Annotated in this window: 18 protein-coding genes; 9 read left to right on the top strand and 9 right to left on the bottom strand. The window is 65.8% G+C overall.

Features of this window, described 5'->3' with window-relative positions:
- Positions 1–77 precede the first annotated feature (77 nt).
- From AB3X95_RS03715 to AB3X95_RS03725, 3 genes are read left to right on the top strand one after another with little or no spacing between them, the layout of a single operon-like run.
- Complete coding sequence (locus tag AB3X95_RS03715) at positions 78–1,490, top strand: TolC family protein (RefSeq protein ID WP_368620703.1); 1,413 nt, start codon at positions 78–80, stop codon at positions 1,488–1,490.
- Positions 1,480–2,604 (top strand): efflux RND transporter periplasmic adaptor subunit, encoded by a 1,125-nt coding sequence (locus AB3X95_RS03720; protein WP_368620704.1) that lies wholly within the window; start codon positions 1,480–1,482, stop codon positions 2,602–2,604. The genes AB3X95_RS03715 and AB3X95_RS03720 overlap by 11 nt, the downstream gene beginning before the upstream one ends.
- Positions 2,601–5,660 carry an efflux RND transporter permease subunit gene (locus AB3X95_RS03725; RefSeq protein ID WP_368620705.1) on the top strand — a complete coding sequence of 1,020 codons (3,060 nt, stop codon included), beginning with the start codon at positions 2,601–2,603 and terminating at the stop codon, positions 5,658–5,660. The genes AB3X95_RS03720 and AB3X95_RS03725 overlap by 4 nt, the downstream gene beginning before the upstream one ends.
- A gap of 38 nt (positions 5,661–5,698) precedes the next feature.
- Here the strand turns inward: AB3X95_RS03725 and hpnK are convergent, their stop codons facing one another.
- Genes hpnK through AB3X95_RS03740 form a run of 3 tightly spaced genes read right to left on the bottom strand, consistent with a single transcriptional unit; the run spans position 5,699 to position 8,164 of the window.
- Positions 5,699–6,532, bottom strand: coding sequence for a hopanoid biosynthesis-associated protein HpnK (gene hpnK, locus AB3X95_RS03730; RefSeq protein WP_368620706.1), 834 nt, complete (start codon positions 6,530–6,532; stop codon positions 5,699–5,701).
- Positions 6,529–7,794: a bacteriohopanetetrol glucosamine biosynthesis glycosyltransferase HpnI gene (hpnI, locus tag AB3X95_RS03735; protein ID WP_176369184.1), complete on the bottom strand. Its 1,266-nt coding sequence runs from the start codon at positions 7,792–7,794 to the stop codon at positions 6,529–6,531. The genes hpnK and hpnI (AB3X95_RS03735) overlap by 4 nt, the downstream gene beginning before the upstream one ends.
- 19 nt (positions 7,795–7,813) lie before the next feature.
- Positions 7,814–8,164: a hypothetical protein gene (locus tag AB3X95_RS03740; RefSeq protein ID WP_368620707.1), complete on the bottom strand. Its 351-nt coding sequence runs from the start codon at positions 8,162–8,164 to the stop codon at positions 7,814–7,816.
- A 384-nt stretch (positions 8,165–8,548) separates the two neighbouring features.
- On the opposite strand from AB3X95_RS03740, the gene AB3X95_RS03745 reads away from it, so the two are divergent.
- Positions 8,549–9,208 carry a response regulator gene (locus tag AB3X95_RS03745; protein WP_176125991.1) on the top strand — a complete coding sequence of 220 codons (660 nt, stop codon included), beginning with the start codon at positions 8,549–8,551 and terminating at the stop codon, positions 9,206–9,208.
- Positions 9,205–10,608: an ATP-binding protein gene (locus AB3X95_RS03750; RefSeq protein ID WP_176369185.1), complete on the top strand. Its 1,404-nt coding sequence runs from the start codon at positions 9,205–9,207 to the stop codon at positions 10,606–10,608. Before AB3X95_RS03745 ends, AB3X95_RS03750 begins: the two co-directional genes overlap by 4 nt.
- Before the next feature lie 60 nt (positions 10,609–10,668).
- Here the strand turns inward: AB3X95_RS03750 and AB3X95_RS03755 are convergent, their stop codons facing one another.
- The 5 genes from AB3X95_RS03755 to AB3X95_RS03775 all read right to left on the bottom strand — a co-directional run bounded on the left by AB3X95_RS03755 (position 10,669) and on the right by AB3X95_RS03775 (position 15,543).
- Complete coding sequence (locus tag AB3X95_RS03755; protein WP_176369186.1) at positions 10,669–11,730, bottom strand: lysylphosphatidylglycerol synthase domain-containing protein; 1,062 nt, start codon at positions 11,728–11,730, stop codon at positions 10,669–10,671.
- 202 nt (positions 11,731–11,932) lie between these two features.
- Complete coding sequence (gene hpnI / locus AB3X95_RS03760; RefSeq protein ID WP_368620708.1) at positions 11,933–13,093, bottom strand: bacteriohopanetetrol glucosamine biosynthesis glycosyltransferase HpnI; 1,161 nt, start codon at positions 13,091–13,093, stop codon at positions 11,933–11,935.
- Complete coding sequence (hpnJ, locus tag AB3X95_RS03765) at positions 13,090–14,511, bottom strand: hopanoid biosynthesis associated radical SAM protein HpnJ (protein ID WP_176108403.1); 1,422 nt, start codon at positions 14,509–14,511, stop codon at positions 13,090–13,092. Before hpnJ ends, hpnI (AB3X95_RS03760) begins: the two co-directional genes overlap by 4 nt.
- A 381-nt stretch (positions 14,512–14,892) precedes the next feature.
- On the bottom strand, positions 14,893–15,303 hold the full coding sequence (locus tag AB3X95_RS03770; RefSeq protein WP_176369188.1) for a hypothetical protein: 411 nt from the start codon (positions 15,301–15,303) through the stop codon (positions 14,893–14,895).
- A 36-nt stretch (positions 15,304–15,339) separates the two neighbouring features.
- Positions 15,340–15,543: a cold-shock protein gene (locus AB3X95_RS03775; protein WP_007181784.1), complete on the bottom strand. Its 204-nt coding sequence runs from the start codon at positions 15,541–15,543 to the stop codon at positions 15,340–15,342.
- A gap of 293 nt (positions 15,544–15,836) precedes the next feature.
- On the opposite strand from AB3X95_RS03775, the gene AB3X95_RS03780 reads away from it, so the two are divergent.
- Positions 15,837–17,282 carry an NAD-dependent succinate-semialdehyde dehydrogenase gene (locus AB3X95_RS03780; protein WP_176125995.1) on the top strand — a complete coding sequence of 482 codons (1,446 nt, stop codon included), beginning with the start codon at positions 15,837–15,839 and terminating at the stop codon, positions 17,280–17,282.
- Positions 17,283–17,416: 134 nt separating this feature from the next.
- Positions 17,417–18,037, top strand: a complete 621-nt coding sequence (locus AB3X95_RS03785) for a GNAT family N-acetyltransferase (protein ID WP_368620709.1) — start codon at positions 17,417–17,419, stop codon at positions 18,035–18,037.
- A gap of 54 nt (positions 18,038–18,091) precedes the next feature.
- Here the strand turns inward: AB3X95_RS03785 and kdgT are convergent, their stop codons facing one another.
- A complete protein-coding gene (gene kdgT / locus AB3X95_RS03790) occupies positions 18,092–19,096 on the bottom strand; it encodes a 2-keto-3-deoxygluconate transporter (protein WP_368620710.1) in 1,005 nt (334 codons plus the stop codon).
- Between the two features lie 289 nt (positions 19,097–19,385).
- Between kdgT and kduI the strand changes: the two genes are divergently transcribed.
- Both kduI and kduD read left to right on the top strand, forming a co-directional pair.
- Positions 19,386–20,222 (top strand): 5-dehydro-4-deoxy-D-glucuronate isomerase, encoded by an 837-nt coding sequence (gene kduI / locus AB3X95_RS03795; protein ID WP_368620711.1) that lies wholly within the window; start codon positions 19,386–19,388, stop codon positions 20,220–20,222.
- A 6-nt stretch (positions 20,223–20,228) separates the two neighbouring features.
- On the top strand, positions 20,229–20,999 hold the full coding sequence (kduD, locus tag AB3X95_RS03800; protein WP_176125998.1) for a 2-dehydro-3-deoxy-D-gluconate 5-dehydrogenase KduD: 771 nt from the start codon (positions 20,229–20,231) through the stop codon (positions 20,997–20,999).
- Positions 21,000–21,039: the final 40 nt, after the last annotated feature.

The following is a 21,039-nucleotide window of genomic DNA, read 5'->3' on the forward strand; positions in this document are numbered from 1 at the left end:
TTCGGAAAATCGGCTCCCATTGCGAGGCCTCGTTCGCGGGTCGCTCGCCCCTTCCGATGATTCGCAGGAGCCGGATTTTGCCTGATTTCCATCCCGTGACGGCGCTGCGTCGGCGCGCGCTGATGCCGTTGTGCGCGCTGCTGATGAGCGGCTGCGCGACCTATCACCGCGAACCGCTCGCGCCGCAGGTCACCTCGACGTCCGCGCGATCGCTCGAACGGGTGCGCATCGATCCCGCGAGCATGCCGCTGCCCGAGTTGGCCACGCATCGGTTCGATCCCGCCGACGGGCTAGACATCGACGAAGTCGCGATGCTCGCGGTCGCCAACAACCCCGATCTGAAGCTGGCCCGCGACGATCTCGGCATCGCCCGCGCGCAGGCTTATTCGGCGGGTCTGCTGCCCGATCCGCAACTGAGCGTGTCGAGCGACTATCCGGGCGCGGCCGGCACCACGCGCGCGTTCAATTATGGCCTCAGCATCGACGTGATGGCGATCGTGCTGCGCAGCGCGAACAAACAGTCCGCCGACGCGACGCTGGCGAAGACCGATCTCGGCCTTCTGTGGCAGGAGTGGCAGGTCGTCGCGCAGGCGCGCCAGCTGTTCGTGAAGAGCTGCTTTCAGCAGCGCACGCTGCCGCTGTTGCAACAGCAACGCGAACTCGCGCGCACCCGTTACGAGCGCATGGCCGCGGCGCGCGCGGACGGCAATCTGACCGACGATACGCTCACCGCCGCGCTCATCGCTTACAGCGACGCGCGCAAGCAGTATACGGACGCCGAGCGCGCGGCCGCGCAAACCCATCACGATCTGAACGCTCTGCTGGGTCTCGCGCCCGACGTGCAATTGCAGTTGCAGTCAGGCCACGACGACGAAGTCGCACCGCTTTCCGACGCCACGCTCGACTCAGCGCTCGCCGAGCTCGCGCACCGCCGCCCCGACCTGATCGCGCTACAGGCCGGCTACGAAGCGCAGGAGCAGAAATACCGCGCGGCGATTCTGAGCCAGTTCCCGAGTCTGTCGGTCGGTTTCGTGCGGGCGCGCGACACCTCGAACATCTACACGAGCGGCTTTCAGATCAACCTGAGTCTGCCGATCTTCAATCGCAATCAGGGCAATGTCGCGATCGAAAAAGCGACCCGTCAGCGGCTTCGCGACGAGTACCAGACCCGACTGAACGAGGCGTATGCGGACGTCGCCCGGCTGCGCGAGGACAGCGCGATTCTCGCACGGCAGCTGCAGCAGACCGAAGCCGCATTACCCGGCGTCGAGCGCTCCGCGCGCGAAGCCGCGGCGGCCTACGCCGAACACAACCTCGCGCTCGGCGCGTACACCGACGCGCAAAGCGCCGCGCTCGCGAAACGCATCGACGTCGCGACGCTGCGCGAAGCGCTCGACGAACAACGCGTCGGCTTGCAGGCGCTGCTCGGCAGCGCGATTCCCGACGCTTTCACTCCCGCTCGAACTTTCATCGACACTCATGCGAAATAGCCTGTTTTCATCGCGGTACGGATGGCCGCGTGTTGCGGCCGTCGCCGCGCCGCTGGTTTGCGCGGTCCTGCTGTACGCAGCAGTCCATCCGGTTCGTGCGGACGACAACCCCGCCAGCGAAACTCAACCGTCGGTCGCGGTGCAGACCGTGCACGTGCAGCGCGCCGCGATCGCGCAGCCGGTGCGCGGCTTCGGGATCGTCGCGACCAGCGCGTCGAACCTGACGACGATCAACCTGCCCTATGTGTCGCGTATTGCACAGATGCGCGTGCAGGCGGGCGAGACCGTCAAGCGCGGCACGCCGCTGTTCGTCGTCCAGGCCGATCCTGCCGCGGTGCTTGCCGCAACTCAGGCGAGAAGCGCGCTGACGCTCGCGCAAGGCGAACTCGCGCGGACCCGGTCGCTGTACGACAAAGGTCTCGCAACGCAATCGCAGCTCGCGAGCGCGAGCAAGGCCGTCGACGATGCGCGCGAAGCGCTCGCCGCGCAGACTCAGAGCGGCATCGCGAGCGGCAACAAGGTCGTGACCGCACCGTTCGACGGCGTGGTGCTGCAGCTGTCGGCGGCACAGGGCGACCAGGTGCAGGCAGGCGCGGCGATTCTGCAACTCGCGAGTGGCGCGAGCCGTGATGCGCGCGCAAACGTGACGCTCGGCGTCGAGCCCACCGACGCCGCAGCGATCCATCCCGGCGATGCCGTTACGCTGCACGGCCTGTCCGCGGCACTCGCGCAGACGTCGATCGAAGGCCGTGTGGTGCTCGTCGGTGCCGCGATCGATCCGCAATCGCAACTGGTCAACATCGGCGCGACGGTACCGCTCGCGCAGACGCCGTTCATCCCCGGCACACGCGTTTCTGGCGACATCGCGACCCGCACGGGCACGCACTGGATCGTGCCGCGCGCGGCCGTGCTGCAGGATGGGCAGCATGCGTACGTGTTCCAGATCACGCCGCAAAACAAGGCGCATCGCGTCGCAGTGAACATCGCGATCGAAAATGGCGAGCGCTACGGCGTCGATGGCCCGCTCGACCCCATGCTCGGCGTCGCGACGAGCGGCAACTACGAGCTGAAAGACGGCATGGCGGTCCGCGCCGCGGGAGATGGCGCGCGATGAACTTCGGCCAATGGATGCAGACGCATCGCCGCTCGCTGCTGTTCGTCATCGCGTTGCTCGCGATTGCCGGCGCGCTGAGCGCGTTCCGGCTGCCGATCTCGCTGTTTCCGAACGTCGCGTTTCCGCGCGCGGTCGTATCGCTCGACGCGGGCGACCGCCCCGCCGAGCAGATGACCACGCTCGTCACGATGCCGGTCGAAGAAGCGCTGCGGCGCGTGCCGAACGTGCGCGACGTCGAATCGACGACGAGCCGTGGCGCCGCGGAGATCTCGCTGAACTTTGACTGGGGCACCGACATGGCGCAGGCGACGCTGCAGGCTCAATCGGCGATCAGCGAAATTCTCGCGACGCTGCCGCCCGGCACGACGATGCAGGTGCGGCGCATGGACCCGACCGTGTTTCCGGTGCTCGCGTACAGCCTCACGTCGAATCAACAGTCGCTGTCCGCGCTGCGCGATCTCGCGCAGTTCCAGATGCGGCCGCTGCTGTCGTCGGTGGAAGGCGTCGCGCGCGTCGAGGTGACCGGCGGCGCCGAGGACGAGTTCGAGGTCGCGGTCGATCCCGCCCGCCTCGCCGCGTACAAGCTGTCGCTCGCCGATGTATCGAAGGCGATCGGCGCGAGCAACGTGCTGATGGCAAACGGCCGCATCGAGGATCACGACAAGCTGTACCTCGTCGTCACGAACTCGACGATCACGCAGCTCGACGAACTGCGCAACGTCGTCGTGGCCGTCAACGGCAATGCGAACGGCGCGCAGATCCGTCTCGGCGACGTCGCGACGGTGCGCCAGGGCGTCGTGCCGCAATGGATGCGCGTCACCGCCGATGGTCAGGATGCGGTGCTCCTGAACGTGTACCAGCAGCCCGGCGCCAACAGCGTCGCGATGGCACGCGCGATCCGCGCGAAGATTGCCGCGTTCCAGCCGCAGATGCCCGCGGGCGTGCATCTGTCGAACTGGTACGACCAGAGCGAACTCGTGATCGCGTCGGCCACCAGCGTGCGCGACGCGATCCTGATCGGCATCGTGCTCGCGGCGTTGACGCTGTTCTTCTTCCTGCGCAACTGGAAGATCACCGCGATCGCGGTCGCGCTGGTGCCGGTCGTGATGGCCGCGACGATTCTGCTGCTCGACGTGTTCGGCATGGGCTTCAACATCATGACGCTGGGCGGTATGGCGGCCGCGGTGGGCCTCGTAATCGACGACGCGATCGTGATGATCGAGCACATCGTGCGGCGCATGCGTGAAGCCGGCGCGCGCGCGTTCCATGGCCGCGTGATGGCCGCGGCGCTCGAATTCACACGGCCGCTCGCGGGTTCGTCGGCGGCAACGCTGATCATCTTCGTGCCGCTCGCGTTTCTGTCGGGTGTGACGGGAGCCTTTTTCAAGGCGCTGTCGCTGACGATGGCGAGCGCGCTGTTCATTTCGTTCCTCGTCACTTGGCTCGCGGTGCCGATCCTGTGCGACCACTGGCTCACGCCCAAAGACGCCGAGGAGCACCAGGAAACCCGTTTCGCCGCATGGCTGAACCGGCGCTACGCGGTGACGATCGGCCGCGTGATCGCACGGCCGCCGCTCGTGCTGCTCGGCGTCGTGCCGTTGATCGTCGTCGCGGCGTTCGCATTCACGCGCGTCGGCAGTGGCTTCATGCCGAGCATGGACGAAGGTGGCTTCGTGCTCGACTATCACACGCAGCCGGGCACGTCGATCACCGAAACGGACCGGCTGATGAAGCAGATCGAGCAGATCGTGCGCGCGAACCCTAACGTCGCGACCTATTCGCGCCGTACCGGCGCGGGCCTCGGCGGCGATCTGAACGAGCCGAACAAGGGCGACTTCTTCGTGCGCCTGAAGTCGGGCAAGCGCGAACCCATCGACACCGTGATGGAGGAAATCCGCTCGCAGATCGACACGCAGGTGCCGGGCGTCAGCATCGAGCTCGCGCAGCTGATGGAAGACCTGATCGGCGATCTGACCGCGGTGCCGCAGCCGGTGCAGATCAAGATCTTCTCCGACGATCCGCACACGCTCGACACCACCGCGCGCAGAGTTGCCGCGCGCATCGGCCAGATTCAGGGCATCGTCGACGTGAACGACGGCATCAACCCGGCCGGCGACGCGATCGAGCTGCACATGCTGCCCGCCGCTGCCGCGGCCGAAGGCATGGACCCGCAGGCGATCGCACAGGCCGTCACCGACATGCTCGAAGGCAATGTCGCGACGCAGTTCCAGAGCGGCCCGAAAACGGTCGGCGTGCGCGTGCGCGTGAACGGCGCGCGCCAGATGACCGATACGCAACTCGGTCAGTTACAGATTCGCGCGCCGGACGGGCATCTGTTCGCGCTGAAGCGCGTCGCCGATCGCGTGAGCGTCACCGGTCAGCCCGAAATCAGCCGCTCGAATCTGAAGCGGATGGTCGCGGTCACTGCGCGCATCGACGGGCGCGATCTCGGCTCGACGATCGCCGACGTGCAGAAGGCGCTCGGCAACGCGGACCTGCTGCCGTCGGGCGTCTATTACGAGCTCGGCGGTCTGTACCAGCAACAGCAGATCGCCTTCAAGGGGCTCTTGACCGTGTTCGGCGCCGCGATCGCACTCGTGTTCGGCCTGCTGCTGTTCCTGTACGAACGCCTGCGTGTCGCGCTCGCGGTGCTGGCAATGCCGCTCTTCGCTGCCGGCGCGGTGTTCATCGGCCTTTGGATCACCGGCATTGAATTGAATATCTCGGCGATGATGGGCATGACGATGATCATCGGCATCGTGACGGAAGTTGCCATCTTTTACGTATCCGAATTGCAGGCGCTGGTGCGCGACGACGAAATGCCGTTCGACGACGCGTTGCAGGCCGCCGGCCGCAATCGTCTGCGGCCGATCGCGATGACGACGATCGCCGCAATCCTCGCGCTGTTGCCGCTCGCGTTCGCGCTGGGGCAAGGCTCGGCGATGCAGCAACCGCTCGCGATCGCGATCATTTCTGGACTGATCGTCCAGTTGCCGCTCGTGCTGTTGCTGCTGCCGGCGTTGCTGAAGCTATTGATGAAAAAGCAGCCGGCGTGAGCGCGGCCCGGGTTTTCCGCGTTTCGCGAAGCATGACGCTACGCAAGCACATCCGCGAACCCGCCGACTCGCGTGCCGAGCGCGCGGATCGCGGCGGCCACCTTTGGCGACAACAGCGCCTGCAACTCGTCGGCATGCCGGTAGTCGTGCATGCCCTCGCTCAGCGCGTCACCGGCCAGCGCCGGATGACAATAGATTTCGCCGACGCCATGCGGCAGATTCGCGAGCGCGGCGAGCCAGCTCGCCTCGTCCATGCGCCCGCTCGCCGCAATGCCGACCACGTAGTCGTTGTGCGCGATCCCCGCGCGCTCGAGCCGCGTCTTCACGTGCGCGACCCACGGCCGCAGCCACAGCGGCGCGTTCGCTTCGAACGGCAGACGCATCGCCTTCATGCCGTAGTCGCGGCCGATGTCGAGGATCAGGCCGAGCACGGTCGGATGCAGATGAAAATGCTTGTGCGTGTTCACGTGGTCGAGCCTGAGGCCGGTCGCGGCGAAGGCTTCGAATTGCGCGCGGATTTCGTAGGCGAGTTGCCGGCGCACGTGCGGCAGAAAGAAGAAGCGCACGCCGTCGCGCACCATGTTGCTGCCGAAGCGGCCGTTCTCGTCGAGCAGCGCGGCGATCTGCTCGCGCTGCGCCAGCGCGGCGCCGTCGGCCAGCACCAGATGCAGGCCCACGCGCAGTTCCGGCAGCGTATGCGCGCGCGCAACCGCGTCTTCGGCGGCCGGCGCGCCGACCATCAGACTCGCCGCGCGCAGCACACCATTGCGGTGCGCGCGCTCGACCGCGAAATTGACGCGCTGATGCAGGCCGAAATCGTCGGCGGTGATGATCAGTCCGCGCGGCTGGGCCGGTTTGCCGCGCGCTATCACGTGAGGCTGTCCAGCCGGCCGCTGCGCTCGGCGGACGGCGTGCCGAGCTGCATGCGCTCGCCGCGCCACACGACGTGCGAACCGAACGCGCTGACGAGCCACTGGAGCGCGAGCAGCGTATCGCGCAACGGCACCAGCGGCAGATCGCGCCAGAACGTGCGCGCACGGCGCGCCGCACGCAAATGCAGCAGCAGGCGCGCACCAACGCAGAGCGCGGTCGCCGACGCGCTCGCGACCACCGCCGCGAACGGCGCGTGAGCACAGGTTGCGAGCGACACGGTCAGCCCTGCGCTCGTCAACAGCCACGGCGTGGGGAATGTGATCAGCAGCGACACGAAACCCGGCGGATTGACCGAGCGGATCGTGCGCAGCCAGCGCGTTTCGCGCTGCCACAGCGCCGCGAAGGTCGGCTCGATCACGTCGGTGGCGACCATCACCCGCGACAGCACCGTTTGCAGACCGAGAGCGCGCACGTGCTCGGCGAGCCAGTAGTCGTCGGCGAGGCAGTTTTTCAGTGCCTCGAAGCCGCCGATGCGCTCCAGCGTCGCGCGCCGCAACGCGAGGGTCGCGCCGAAACCGAAGCGGCGCGAGCCCATCGCATGGGCGACCCGCACCGACGGCGCGAACCACTCGTTGATGAACAGCGCACCGACGCGCGGCCAGAAGCCGCCGACGCCGCGCGCGACGTACAGGCACGTGACCACGCCGACGCTCGGGTCCGCGAGCGGCGCGGCGACGCTGTCGAGATAGTCGGAGTCGACCGCGATGTCGCTGTCGGCGATCACGATCACGTCGTGGCGAGCGCGTGCGGCCATGTTGATCAGGTTGCTGACTTTCAGATTGCTGCCGTGTACGCGCGTGTCGATCGCGAGCTCGATGTCGCACTTGGGATAGGCGGCCTGCAAGCGGCGCACCACCGCGATGGCGGGATCGTGCGGCGACGACACGCCCAGCACCAGCTGAAAATGCTCATGCCGCTGCTCGCAGAAGGTCCGGAGATTCTCGTAGAGACGCGGCTCGGCGCCGCACAGCGGCTTCAGCACGCTGACACCGACCTGCGCGAACGGCCCGCCTGGTCCATCGGACGAACCCACTAGCGAACCGCCGTACGCGCCATTGACCGCCCTGCCGCCATGATGGTTCGATTTATGCCGCGCGGTGAAAAACGGCATGGCGAGCGCGGCGGCTACCGTGTAGATCGAAGCGCTAACGCAGCCGGCCAACAGAAGCCATTGACATGCAATCAACGCGTGGGCCGCCATCGTGTGTCGTCCGTATCCGTCAGTGCTCGGCCAGCACGAACGGTTGCCCCGTTAGCCGGAGGTGAAGCACGACGAGCCACCGGCGTGGACAGTTCGCTGAGATCACGGCGGGCCATGCGCCGCGAGCAGCGCGAATCGCGTAGTCGCGCCGCACCGCGAGCTCGAAGGCGACCTCGGAGAATTCGCGCGCAATCACCACGCCGCCGATGATCAACGCGAGCGCGGACAGCCTGAACGATGCTGAAGCGAAAAAAGCGTCAGAGACCGGCAGTACAGGCAGCGCGATGCACAGCAGCGCTTCGGTGCCTGCGGCGGTCAGAGACGCGACTAGCAAATGGGCTCGTAGCATGTCGATGGTGACTCGCTTCATAACGTGCCTCGTGCGGGGCCTTGCAGCCTGACCGGATGCTGGCATTGGGCGGGACTCGTCGATATCGTCCATTGACGCTATCGACCAGCATAAGGAATGCCTCGCGCGTCGCTCCATCGAAGTCCTTACGATCAGGTTGCGATGGCCTGACGACAACCTGGTCTCGCACATGCATCACGATCTGCGACGACCATTTTATAGCGCGTCGATGGTATCGATTCAAGCTGAAGGAAACCTTAAGCATCGGCATGGCATAAAGCGGCTAACGAACGGCGTGGTTACACTTTGAAACACCGGCGGATTGTTCGTATGGACGCATCAATGCCGCTTGCATAAAAATGCAGGACGTTATGCAATAAATCCTCACATTGGAATATTTGCCTCATGCGCTTACTCCTCGTAGAAGACGACGAGCTCATCGGCTGCGGTGTCGAAGCGGGCCTTCGCCAGGCCGGCTTCACGGTCGACTGGGCACGCGACGGCCACAAGGCCGGCCTCGCGCTCGACACGACTCAATATGCATTGGTGGTACTCGACCTCGGCCTGCCACGCGTGAGCGGCACGGAGCTGCTCAAACGCATGCGCGACGCCGGCAATGACGTGCCGGTGCTGGTGTTGACCGCGAAAGGCACGGTCGTCGATCGCGTCGGCGGTCTCGAAGCGGGCGCCGACGACTATCTCGGCAAGCCGTTCGATCTCACCGAGCTGGTCGCGCGGTGCCGCGCGCTGTTGCGCCGCGCACAAGGTCGCAGTATCGATCTGATTCGTTACCAGAATCTGACAGTGAATCCGGCCGCGCAAACAGTGCAGATCGACGAGGCGCGCGTGCCGCTTACATCGCGCGAATGGGCGATTCTGCTGCAACTGCTGACCAATCTCGGCATTCCGCAGTCGCGCTCGCGGCTCGAAGAAAGCCTGTACGGCTGGCAGGAAGAAATCGAAAGCAATGCGATCGAGGTGCATGTGTCGAACCTGCGCAAGAAGCTCGGCGCAAATCTGATCAAGACCGTGCGCAACATCGGCTATGTGATGGAGAAAGAATGATCGGTCCGTCGATCCGGCGGCGCCTCGTGCTGCTGGTGCTGGCGAGCATCGCGCTCGTCTGGGGCGGCGCGCTCCTGTCGAGCTACCGGCAGGCGACGCGCGAGGTCGGCCTATGGGAGCAAGCCCGCCTAGCCGAACTCGCGCAGATGCTCGCGCTGCTCGATTCGGCCAATCTGATGACGCTCGCGAATGCGCGCATCGACCTGCGCGAAGAAGAGCGAAACGGCGAAGCCGGCGCGAACAACTACGATGACGACGACACCCTGCCGCGCGATGCGCTTTTCCAGGTGCGCTCGGCCGACGGCGTCGTGCTGGCAGGCAGCCCGCAACTGCACGCGCTGGCCGCGTGGGATTTGCCGTTGCCGCCCGCGAGCGGCGCGCAAGACGTGATGCTGGTCGGCGAGCTCTATCACTCGTTCACGTTGCGCGATACCGTGCTCGGCCACAGCGTGCGCGTGTTCGAGCCGGCCAATACCCGCAGCGACCTGGTGAGCGAAATCGCGAGGCGCATCGCACGGCCCACGCTGATCGCGCTGCCGGTGCTCGCGATGCTCGTGTGGTTCAGCATCGGCTGGAGCCTCGCGCCGCTGAAGGTGCTATCGGCCGCGCTCAGTTCTCGCGACATCAACCGCATGGAACCGGTCGGCATCGGCCGCACGCCGCTCGAGGTGCGCCCGCTCGTCGATGCGATCAACCAGATGCTCGCGCGTCTGCAGCATGCGCTCGAACTCGAGCGCGCCTTCACCGCCGATGCCGCGCACGAACTGAAGACGCCGCTCGCCGCGATCAAGGTGCAGGCGCAGGTCGCGCTCGCGGAGCCCGACATCGGGCTGCAGCGGCTCGCGATGGAGCGCGTCGTGCAAGGCGTCGATCGCAGCGCCCGGCTCGCCGAGCAGTTGCTGCTGCTCGCGCGGCTCGACGTGCAGGAGAAGCTGCCCACCGAGCCGGTGAAGCCGGCCGCGATCGCGAGAGATACGCTGCTCGCGAACCGGCGTAATGCGCAGCAAAAGCACATCAACGTGATGCTGGTCGGCGACATGCTCGCCGAGATCGATGCGGAGCCGGTGCTGATCGGCATCCTGCTCGACAATCTGCTCGACAACGCGATCAAGTATGGACGTACGGGGGGCAATATCGAAGTCGCGGTGCGCCACGCCGACGAGCACGTGCAGCTGAGCGTGCGGGACGACGGTCCCGGCGTCGAGCCAGACGATCTCGCGCGCCTCACGAACCGCTTTTTCCGCGCGACCGGCAATCAGGCGACCGGCAGCGGGCTGGGGTTGTCGATCGTTGCACGGATCGCCGAGCATTTCGGCGCGAGTCTGCAGCTAGGCGCGGGAATCGGGGGCCAGGGGCTGGCGGTGCGGGTGTCGTTTCCGGCCTATCGCGCGCCGCGCTGACGGCGCGCGGCATGCGCGTCGAAGACGCGAGCGGGAAGCGGGAAACCGCGCGCCGATCGCTCAGCGCCGCTCGCCGCCGCGGTTCACGTCGGCGACGCCCGAACGCTGTTTGGCCAGCCCGGCGCCGACGCGGTGCGGCGCGGCATGCGGCCGCGCGTTGCCGGACGCCTCGAACAATTGCCACGCGATCAGGCCCGGCACGAACATCAGCAGGTCGCGAATGCGCCGCGCGGCCGCGAGCGCAAGACAGGTGGCGGGATCGAGCCCGAGTGCGCCGCCAATCAGTACGAAGGCGCCCTCCTGCACGCCGAGACCGCCCGGCACGAAGAACGCGGCGCTGCTGACCGCCTGGATCAGCGATTCGATCACGATCGCCTCGACGAGCGTCACGCGCGCGCCGAGGAAATACAGCGCGAGCCAGATTTCCAGCGAGGTCAGCACGCATTGCAGCGGCTGCCAGAAAAACAGATAGCGCAGCACGACCGCGCGGCGTCGCCAGATCACCTTGATCGATTGATCGATCTGCGCGGACTGGCCGACCAGCGCGGTCAGCTTGCCGCTCGTCATATTGTTTGCCACCCGCGTGATGCGCTCGAACGGATTCGCATGCTGCACGAGCCCGAACAGCAATAGCAGCGGCGTCAACGCGACCACGCCCCACGCGAGCTGCCCGGCGAGCCGCAGCGCGCCCGATTGCGCGTTGGCGAACAGAAAGCCGATGCCGACCATCGTGAACATCAGCTGACTGATCAAGGTCAGTTGCATATCGACGATGGTGCTGGCGACCGCTGTCGATGGCCGGACCCCCCAGCGCTTGAACATGCGGAACGCCACGAGTTCGCCGCCGATCCGCGCGACCGGCAGCATGGAGTTGACCGATTCGCGCACCCATACCAGATGCATCATCCTGCCGAAGCTCGGGCGATTCGCGCCGCGAATCAGCGAGCGCCAGTCGCAGGCGTTGGCGACCATTGGCAGCAGGTGCGCCAACGCGGCCAGCACGAGGCCCGCGCCGGCCGCGCGCAACGCGCTGAGCACCGCGCGCGGATCTTCGCGCCAGACCAGCCACAAAGAGATCAGCAAACCCGCGAGCGCGGCCGCGCGGCCCAGATGCTTCATCATGCGGGCACCTCGCAAGCGACCTGGATAGACCTGATGCGCCGCACGCCGCGTGCCGCGGTATGGGTTGCCGTACGGGTTGCCGAGTGCGCCGCCGCCTGTGCCGCCTGTGCCGCCGGGCCGCCGCCGTGCGTCTCGAGTGCGGTGCTGTGTCGCCCGCTCGATCCTTCTTCGCTCATTGCCCGCCCAATCTGCCGTTCGTTCGTCATTCGTCCTGTGCCGCCGACAGCAGCCCGTCGCCGTCGACCTTGAAGCTGAAGCCCCGCCAGATCACCCGCGACGAGCGGAAGCTTGCGACGAAAATCGCAAACGATACGATATCCCATAACGGCAGTAGCCACAGATCGCGGCAGCGCTGACCCAACGCCCGATCCGCGCGCCACTTCAACGCGACACGCGCGAGCACCGTCACTGCCGCGAGCAGCCACGCCCACGGCGCGCCGCCCGAGCACGCGAGCGCGAGCAGCGCGAACGGCAATGGATGCACGAGCGCGGTGCCGAAGTGTCCGAGCGGATCGATGCGGCGGATCGTGCGGCTCCAGCGCAGTTCGTGCGTCACCAGTTGCGCGGCGCTCGCTTCGACACAGGCATGCGCGATCGCGAACGGCGGAATCGTGACCTGCTCGCCCGCCGCGCGCACCGCCGCGCCGATTTCGTAGTCTTCGGCCAGGTGCCGCACGAACGGCTTGAAGCCGCCGATCCGCTCGTAGGTGTCGCGCCGCATCGCGATGGTCTGACCGAAGCACGGGCGCGCGAGCCCGAGCGCGAGTCCGGTGACGACGCCCGGCAGGAACTGGTAGTTGGTGGCGATCGCCGACAGCCGCGGCCAGAATCCCGGATCGGGCTGGCCGCGATACGCGCAGGTGACGAGCCCGACGCCCGGCTTCTGCAATTCGCCGATCACGTTGCGCAGATAGTCGGGGCCGACGCACACGTCGCTGTCGGCGAACACGAGCACGTCGTGGCGCGCCTGCGGCAGCATGTTGAGGATGTTGCTGATCTTGCGGTTCGGGCCGTACAGGCGCGCATCGGCGACCACGGCGATGTCCGCCCGCGGATGCAGGCGCCGCAGTTCGTCGACGGTTTGCAGCGCGGGGTCGGCCGAGTCGTGCACGCCGAACAGGAATTGCACGGGCCCCGGATAATCCTGGGCGCAGAAGCTCGACAGATTATCGAGCAGCGCCCACTCGTTGCCGTGCAACGGTTTGATCACCGTAATGGGTGGAAAGCTGGAGGGAACGGCCACCGCCCTCGCGAAGAAGCGCCCGATCAGCGCGCTTGCGAGCACGGTATAGCCGATGCCGACAACAGTCGCCGCCGCGCACGCGTACGCGAGCGTGACGGCGGCGATGTGTACGGCGCTCACGCCTCGTGCGCGCGCAGGAAGCGGAAAAATTCGACGCCTTCGCGCAGGCGCCGTTTCATCATGTCCCAGCTCGTCAGCATTTCGCGCAGGATCTCCCAGATCTTCGACGGCCGGAAATAAAAGCGTTTATAGAAGTTCTCGAGCTGGTGATACATCTCGTCGCGCGACAGATGCGGGTAGCCGATCGCCGCCAGTTGCACGCCCTGCTTGCTGACGAGATTGATCACCTTGTTCTCCGCGAGCCAGCCGCTCTCGACCGCCTGGTGATAGAGCCGGGTGCCCGGATACGGCGCGGCGAGCGACACCTGGATGGTCAGCGGATTGATCTCTTTCGCGTACTCGATGGTCTTCTGGATCGTTTCCTGGGTCTCGCCGGGCAAGCCGATAATGAAGGTGCCGTGCACCTTGATGCCGAGCGTGCGGCAGTCCTGCGCGAAGCGCCGCGCGATGTCCGTGCGCAGGCCCTTCTTGACGTTCAGCAGGATCTGGTCGTCGCCGGACTCGTAGCCGACCAGCAGCAGGCGCAGGCCGTTTTCCTTCATGATCTTCAGCGTCGAGTAAGGCACGTTGGCCTTCGCGTTGCACGACCACGTGACACCCAGCTTGCCCATGCCACGCGCAATTTCTTCGGCGCGCGGCTTGAAGTCGGTGAACGTGTCGTCGTCGAACATGATCTCCTTGACTTCGGGCATGTTGTCGCGAATCCACTTCACTTCCTCGAGCACGTTCTCGACTGAACGCACCCGATAGCGATGGCCGCCGACCGTTTGCGGCCACAGACAGAACGTGCACTTCGAGCGGCAACCGCGGCCGGTGTACAGCGACACGTACGGATGCTTCAGGTAGCCGTTGAAGTAGTTCTTGATGGTCAGATCACGCTTGTAGATCGGCGCGACGAACGGCAGCTCGTCCATGTTCTCGAGGATCGGGCGCGCTTCGTTGTGTTCGATCGAGCCGTCGGGGGCGCGATAGCTCAGGCCCAGGATCTGCGAGAACGGCTTGCCCTCGGAGATTTCCTTGCAGGTGTAGTCGAATTCCTCGCGGCAAACGAAGTCGATGGCCTCGGTCGCGATCAGCGAATTATGCGGATCGACCGCGACCTTCGCGCCGACCATGCCGATCAGCAGCGACGGCTTGCGCTTCTTGAGGTCCTGGGCGAACAGTGCGTCGGTCGGGAAGGATGGCGTGCTGGTGTGAATCACCACCAGCTCGTATTGCGAAGCGATGTCGAGCGCTGCTTCAACGGACAGGCCGTCTGCAGTTGCGTCGAGCACGCGGCTGTCGGGAACGAGTGCGGCGGGTTGTGCGAGCCACGTCGGATACCAGAACGAGCGAACTTCACGCTTGGCCTGATAGCGCGAACCCGCCCCACCATCGAAGCCGTCGTACGACGGCGCCTGCAAGAACAGAGTTTTCATGGATGCTCCAGCAAGCCTTTATAGGCGCTTTCAGTTTTCAGTCAGGAATCTATCTGTTCCATTGCCCGAATGCAGGTCGTGAAAGCCTGTGCTCGAGCCGCACGTAGCGGCGGCCGCGGTCCTGAAAGGCCACGGGCAGTGGCGCAAATAGTACGGAGCAAAGCTGAAGGAAACCTGAAGAATAATACTGCGTTCAGACCGTCCGCGGCATGCTCCGATGGGTCGATTTGTGCGATCGACGCGCTCGTGTAGCCGTGTCGCATCGATGTCGTATCGGTGTGGTACATGCATAGGTTGTCGCGTGGTTTGCGGACTAGCCCCACTGGCGCCTCCGATTGAACATCACATTCACGGGCGCGAACGCTGGGCCCGACGCGTCGCTTATTGCGCAAGATGCCTTGCCCATTCGAGCCAGCCGAGATTGAGGGCCGCGTTTACCACTACGCCCGTCGCCGACGCGAGCGCGGCGATCATAGTCCAGAAGGCCGAGCGCCGCGCCGCGCGCGCCGATGTGTGCGCGGCGGCCGCCGCGTCGCGCGACGCGCTCGCTGCCGCCTGCGCGATATGCGACGACGCCTCCATGCGCGCGAGCGACCTCAGCGCGAAACCGCGCTCGTCGTCGTGCGTGGCCGCGGCCGCGTCGTGCTCCGCTTCCGCGCGCTGCGCCTGTTCGAACAGATAGCGATGACAGAACGGTGTAAGCGGTTCGTCGGGATAGCGCGCGGCGAAGGTCTTCGCATAGGCGGCGCCGCCATTGCGCTCGATCTCCGCGTAGGCGGCGTCCTTATCCATCGTTACCTCGCATGCGGATGAACCGCCATGCCGACGTCACACGGGCTTGATATCGGCCGCCTGCTTGCCTTTCGGCCCCTGCTTGATTTCGAAGCTGACTTTCTGGTTTTCCTGCAACGACTTGAAACCTTCGGAGCGAATCTCCGAAAAATGCGCGAACAGATCTTCGCCGCCGTCATCGGGGGTAATGAAGCCGAAGCCCTTCGCGTCGTTGAACCATTTCACTGTTCCGGTTGGCATGGCGATGTCCTCGTGATGCGCTGTAGTAGCGGTTGAATGGATGAAGCGCTGCGTCTTGCAGGCGTTTCGTGCGGCGCTGACGCGGCACCTCGGCGTGACCCGCAGAGTCGCTCCGGTGCCAAGCTTCAGCAAACCGCATGCCACGAGCGGACGCCCGCGGCCCGCCTCCGGTGCGATTGCCCGCAATCAGATAAGATAATTGATATCGGCAATTCATTCATGGCCGCGTAGGTGTGCCGCCCCGTGCCGCACAACCACGCGGCCTGTTGTTTTCCCTCTCACAGGAACCCAGCATGGCCATCTCGAGCTATACCGATACCCGTCTTCTGATCAACGGCGAATGGTGTGACGCCGCCAGCGGCAAGACCCTCGACGTGATCAACCCCGCGACCGGCCAGGCCATCGGCAAGGTCGCGCATGCCGGCATCCCCGATCTGGACCGCGCGCTCGAAGCCGCGCAACGCGGCTTCGAAGCCTGGCGCAAGGTCCCGGCCAACGAGCGTGCCACCATCATGCGCAAGGCTGCGGCTCTCGTGCGCGAGCGCGCCGCCGACATCGGCCGCCTGATGACGCAGGAACAGGGCAAGCCGTTCGCCGAGGCGCGCGTCGAAGTGCTGGCGGCCGCGGACATCATCGAATGGTTCGCGGACGAAGGCCGCCGCGTGTATGGCCGCATCGTGCCGTCGCGCAACCTCGCCGCGCAGTCACAAGTGCTGAAGGAGCCGATCGGACCGGTCGCCGCGTTCACGCCGTGGAACTTCCCGGTCAACCAGGTCGTGCGCAAACTGTCGGCGTCGCTCGCCTGCGGCTGCTCGTTCCTCGTGAAGGCGCCGGAAGAAACCCCGGCGTCGCCGGCGGCCCTGCTGCAGGCGTTCGTCGAAGCCGGCGTGCCGGCCGGCACGGTCGGCCTCGTGTTCGGCGATCCGGCCGAAATCTCGAGCTACCTGATCCCGCATCCGGTGATCCGCAAGGTTACGTTCACCGGCTCGACGCCGGTCGGCAAGCAGCTCGCGGCGCTGGCCGGTTCGCACATGAAGCGCGCGACGATGGAACTCGGCGGCCATGCCCCGGTGATCGTCGCGGAAGACGCCGACGTCGCGCTCGCGGTCAAGGCAGCCGGCGCCGCGAAGTTCCGCAACGCGGGCCAGGTCTGCATCTCGCCGACGCGCTTCCTCGTGCACAACAGCATCCGCGAAGAGTTCGCCGCGGCGCTCGTCAAGCACGCTGAAAGCCTGAAGCTCGGCGACGGTCTCGCCGAGGGCACGACGCTCGGACCGCTCGCCAACGCGCGCCGTCTGAGCGCGATGGCCAAGGTCGTCGACGACGCCCGCAAGACCGGCGCGAAGGTCGCGACGGGCGGCGAGCGCGTCGGTACCGAAGGCAACTTCTTCGCGGCCACCGTGCTGACCGACGTGCCGCTCGAAGCCGACGTGTTCAACAACGAGCCGTTCGGCCCGGTCGCCGCGATCCGCGGCTTCGACAAGCTCGAAGAAGCGATCGCCGAAGCGAACCGTCTGCCGTACGGCCTCGCCGGTTACGCGTATACGAAGTCGTTCGCCAACGTGCATCTGCTGTCGCAGCGCATGGAAGTCGGCATGCTGTGGATCAACCAGCCCGCCACGCCGACGCCGGAAATGCCGTTCGGCGGCGTCAAGGATTCCGGCTACGGCTCGGAAGGCGGCCCGGAGGCGATGGAAGCCTACCTCGTCACCAAGGCTGTCACGGTGATGGCGGTTTAATCACCTGATTTAATCACCTTGATCGCGCGCTTCGGTAACGGCGCCGCGGGTTTGCCGCTCGCGTCGTTCCCGAGCACGGATCAACCGGTCTGCCAGGTCCACGAGTGTTCCGCTCGCGGACCTTTTTCATTGCCATGAACGATATCTCCGCCGAATCGATGCAACCCAAGCTGAGCGGCTCGTTCGTCGAGTTGCGGCCGCTGCGCGAGGACCACGCGCAGGCGCTCGTCGACGCCGCCGCCGATGGTCAATTGTGGGACATGAAGCTGACCGTCGTGCCGGGCCCGGCGACGATCGATGCCTATATTGCCAGGGCACTCGCCGGCCGCGCTGCCGCCCGGGTGATGCCGTTCGTGATCGTGCGGCGTGACGAGGATGACGGGAATGACGGCGCCGGCCGCATCGTCGGCACCACGCGGTTCTGGAAGATCGATCGCGCGAACCGCAAGCTCGAAATCGGCCATACGTGGCTCGCCGCCTCGGCGCAGCGCTCGGTCGTCAACACCGAGGCGAAGTATCTGCTGCTGTGCCACGCATTCGACGTGATGCGCTGCGTGCGCGTGCAATTCACGACCGACGAGCTCAACGACAGATCGCGCGCGGCGATCCTGCGCATCGGCGCGATACAGGAAGGCATCGTGCGGCACGAGCGGATCATGCCCGATGGGCGCAAGCGCAACTCGGTGCGCTTTAGCATCATCGACGACGAATGGCCCGGGGTGAAAGCGATGCTCGAAACGAAGCTGGCGCGCTGAGCGGCGCGCCAGCTTCCTGCCCTGCTACTGACTCATTCAAACAGGTGCATAGCGCTACTCATTGAGCGGCGCGGCCTGCGTCACCGTGGCGAACTCCTCGCGCAGCGTGCCGCGCGGATGATGCCGGCGCACCCACAGCGCCGTGAGGATCGGCACCAGAATCGCGGTCACGAGGCAAGCGGTGGCGACCATCGCGGTGGCGGCCGGCACCAGCGGTTTGAAGCTCGGAATCATGTCGGCGATGATCGCCGGATTCGCGACCGCCGCCCCCGCCGTCGACGACGCCGCGAGCCCCGCCGCGCCATTGCCGCCCGCGATCCAGCGATCAGCCAGAATCAGCGGCACGCCGGTCACGACGATCACGCCGAGCCCCAGCACGATGCCCGGCAAACCGCTAGTGACGATCACGTTCAGATCGATGCCGTTGCCGAGCGCAAAGCCGAAAAACGGAATCAGCGGATGCACGCAGCGGCCGAACAGCTCGCGCAGCTCGCTATCGAAGTTGCCCAGTGCAAAGCCGATCAGAAACGGCAGCACCGCGCCGACGAACAGCCGCGGCTCGAAGAACGCCACACCCGTGGCTCCAAGAATGATCATGCTGATCAGGGGCCCCGATTCCACCGACATCAGCACGAACGCGCCCGCCTCTTCCTTCGTGCCGTATTGTTGCATCACGGCCGCGTAAAGACCGCCATTGGTCATGTCCATCGAGGTCGTGATCGCGAGCAACGACAGCCCCGCGAAGAGCCCGGTCTTGATGCCGTCGATCGGAATGAAGCGCGCCGCGATCAGCGTGACGATCCATGCGACCAGCATCTTGGTGGCGAGCAGCATGCCCGACTTGCGCAGCACGGTGCCGGTCGCGCGCAGGTCGATCGTTGCGCCCATGCAGAAGAACCATACCGCCAGAATCGGCACGGTGCCGGTAATCAGGCCGTTGGTGAACGAGCCGAAATATTTGCCCGCGCCGGGCGCGAACGTATGCACACAGGCGCCGAGCAGTAGCGGCACCAACATCAGGCCGCCTGGAATGCGGTCGATGGCCTTCTTGATCTTCATGTCTCCTCCATGGACGGCGACGTCCCGTTATCGGATCAATGACCCGTGTTGGTGTCCCGGTCTGCGCCGGGCTCTCCCTGTCCGGCGCAATATAGCATCATGAAAGGAACGTCGTTCCGTTTTTATTTCCTAAACCTGACTATCGTTTACCCGGTTGGTTTCAGTACGCCATTGCAGCCGCGATCGCTCGCCGAAAAATTTTCGGACCGATGTTCCGAAATTGCGATTCTGCGTTACAGTCTCGGCACAAGGCGGCACCGCGCCCCGCATACCGACAGGAGAACGCTAAATGGATGTGAGACAGGCCATCAACAGCGAATACGCGAAAACGCTCGACACCACCGGGCTGCGGCGCGAGTTTCTGGTCGAGCAGATCTTCGAACGCGACGCGTTGAAACTCACGTATAGCCACATCGACCGGATCATCGTCGGCGGTGTGTGGCCGGTCGAGCGCGCGGTCGAAGTGCCGGGTTCGCTCGGCAAGGCGATCGGCGTCAACTATCTGCTCGAGCGGCGTGAACTCGGCGCGATCAACATCGGCGGCGACGGCTGGGTCGACGTCGACGGCACGCGCTACCCGGTGCGCCGCGAAGAGGCGATCTACATCGGCAAAGGCGCGCAGGCGGTCGCGTTCGGCAGCACCGACGCCAGCCAGCCGGCGAAGTTCTATCTGCACTGCGCTCCCGCGCACACCAGCTACCCGACCCGCACGATCTCGCTCGAGCAGGCCTCGCCCGAAACACTCGGCGATCCGGCCATGAGCAACCGCCGCACCATCTACAAGTTCATCGTGCCCGAGGTGCTACCGACCTGCCAGCTGTCGATGGGCATGACGAAGCTCGAACCGGGCAGCCTGTGGAACACGATGCCGTGCCACACGCACGAGCGCCGCATGGAGGTGTATTTCTACTTCAACGTCGCCGACGACGCCGCCGTCTTCCACTTGATGGGCGAGCCGCACGAAACACGGCATATCGTCGTGCGCAACGAGCAGGCGGTGATCTCGCCGAGCTGGTCGATTCATTCGGGTGTCGGCACGCGCGCGTACACGTTCATCTGGGGCATGGTCGGTGAGAACCAGGTGTTTGGCGACATGGACCATCTCGCGGTTCGCGAGTTGCGCTGAGCGAACATGAGCCCGACCACAATGAATACTTTCGATCTGAGCGGCAAGGTCGCCATCGTGACCGGCAGCAACACCGGCCTCGGCGCCGGCATGGCGGTCGCGCTCGCCGCGGCCGGCTGCGACATCGTCGGCGTCAGCCGCGCGGACGCGGGCACGACCGCCGCGCGCGTCGAGGCGCTCGGACGTCGCTTCGCCGACGTGCGCGCCGATCTCGCGTCGACCTCATCGGTCGACGACATCGTGCGCGCCGCGGTCGAAGCGTTCGGCCGCCTCGACGTGCTGGTCAACAACGCGGGCATCATCCGCCGCGAAGATGCGCTCGAGTTCGGCGAAGACGACTGGGATGCGGTGATGGACGTGAACCTGAAGAGCCTGTTCTTTCTGTCGCAGGCGGCAGCGCGTCAGTTCGTGCGGCAGCAAGGCGGCGGCAAGATCATCAACGTCGCGTCGATGCTGTCGTTCCAGGGCGGTATTCGCGTCGCGTCGTACACCGCGTCGAAAAGCGGCGTGCTCGGTCTCACCCGGCTGCTCGCCAACGAATGGGCCGCGCGGGGCATCAACGTGAACGCGATCGCGCCCGGCTATATGGCGACCGCGAACACCGCCGCGTTGCGCGACGACGCACAGCGCAACGAAGAAATTCTCGGGCGCATTCCGGCCGGCCGCTGGGGCGTGCCCGACGATCTCGCGGGGCCGGTGGTTTTTCTCGCCTCGTCGGCGTCGGACTACGTGCATGGGCATACACTGGCGGTGGATGGCGGCTGGCTCGCGCGCTAGCGACAGCACGAGTTCGCCACCAGCGCGCGCGACGCGCTAT

Origin of the sequence: Paraburkholderia sp. BR13444 (assembly GCF_040948755.1) — a bacterium.
In the GTDB taxonomy this organism is placed as follows: domain Bacteria; phylum Pseudomonadota; class Gammaproteobacteria; order Burkholderiales; family Burkholderiaceae; genus Paraburkholderia; species Paraburkholderia youngii.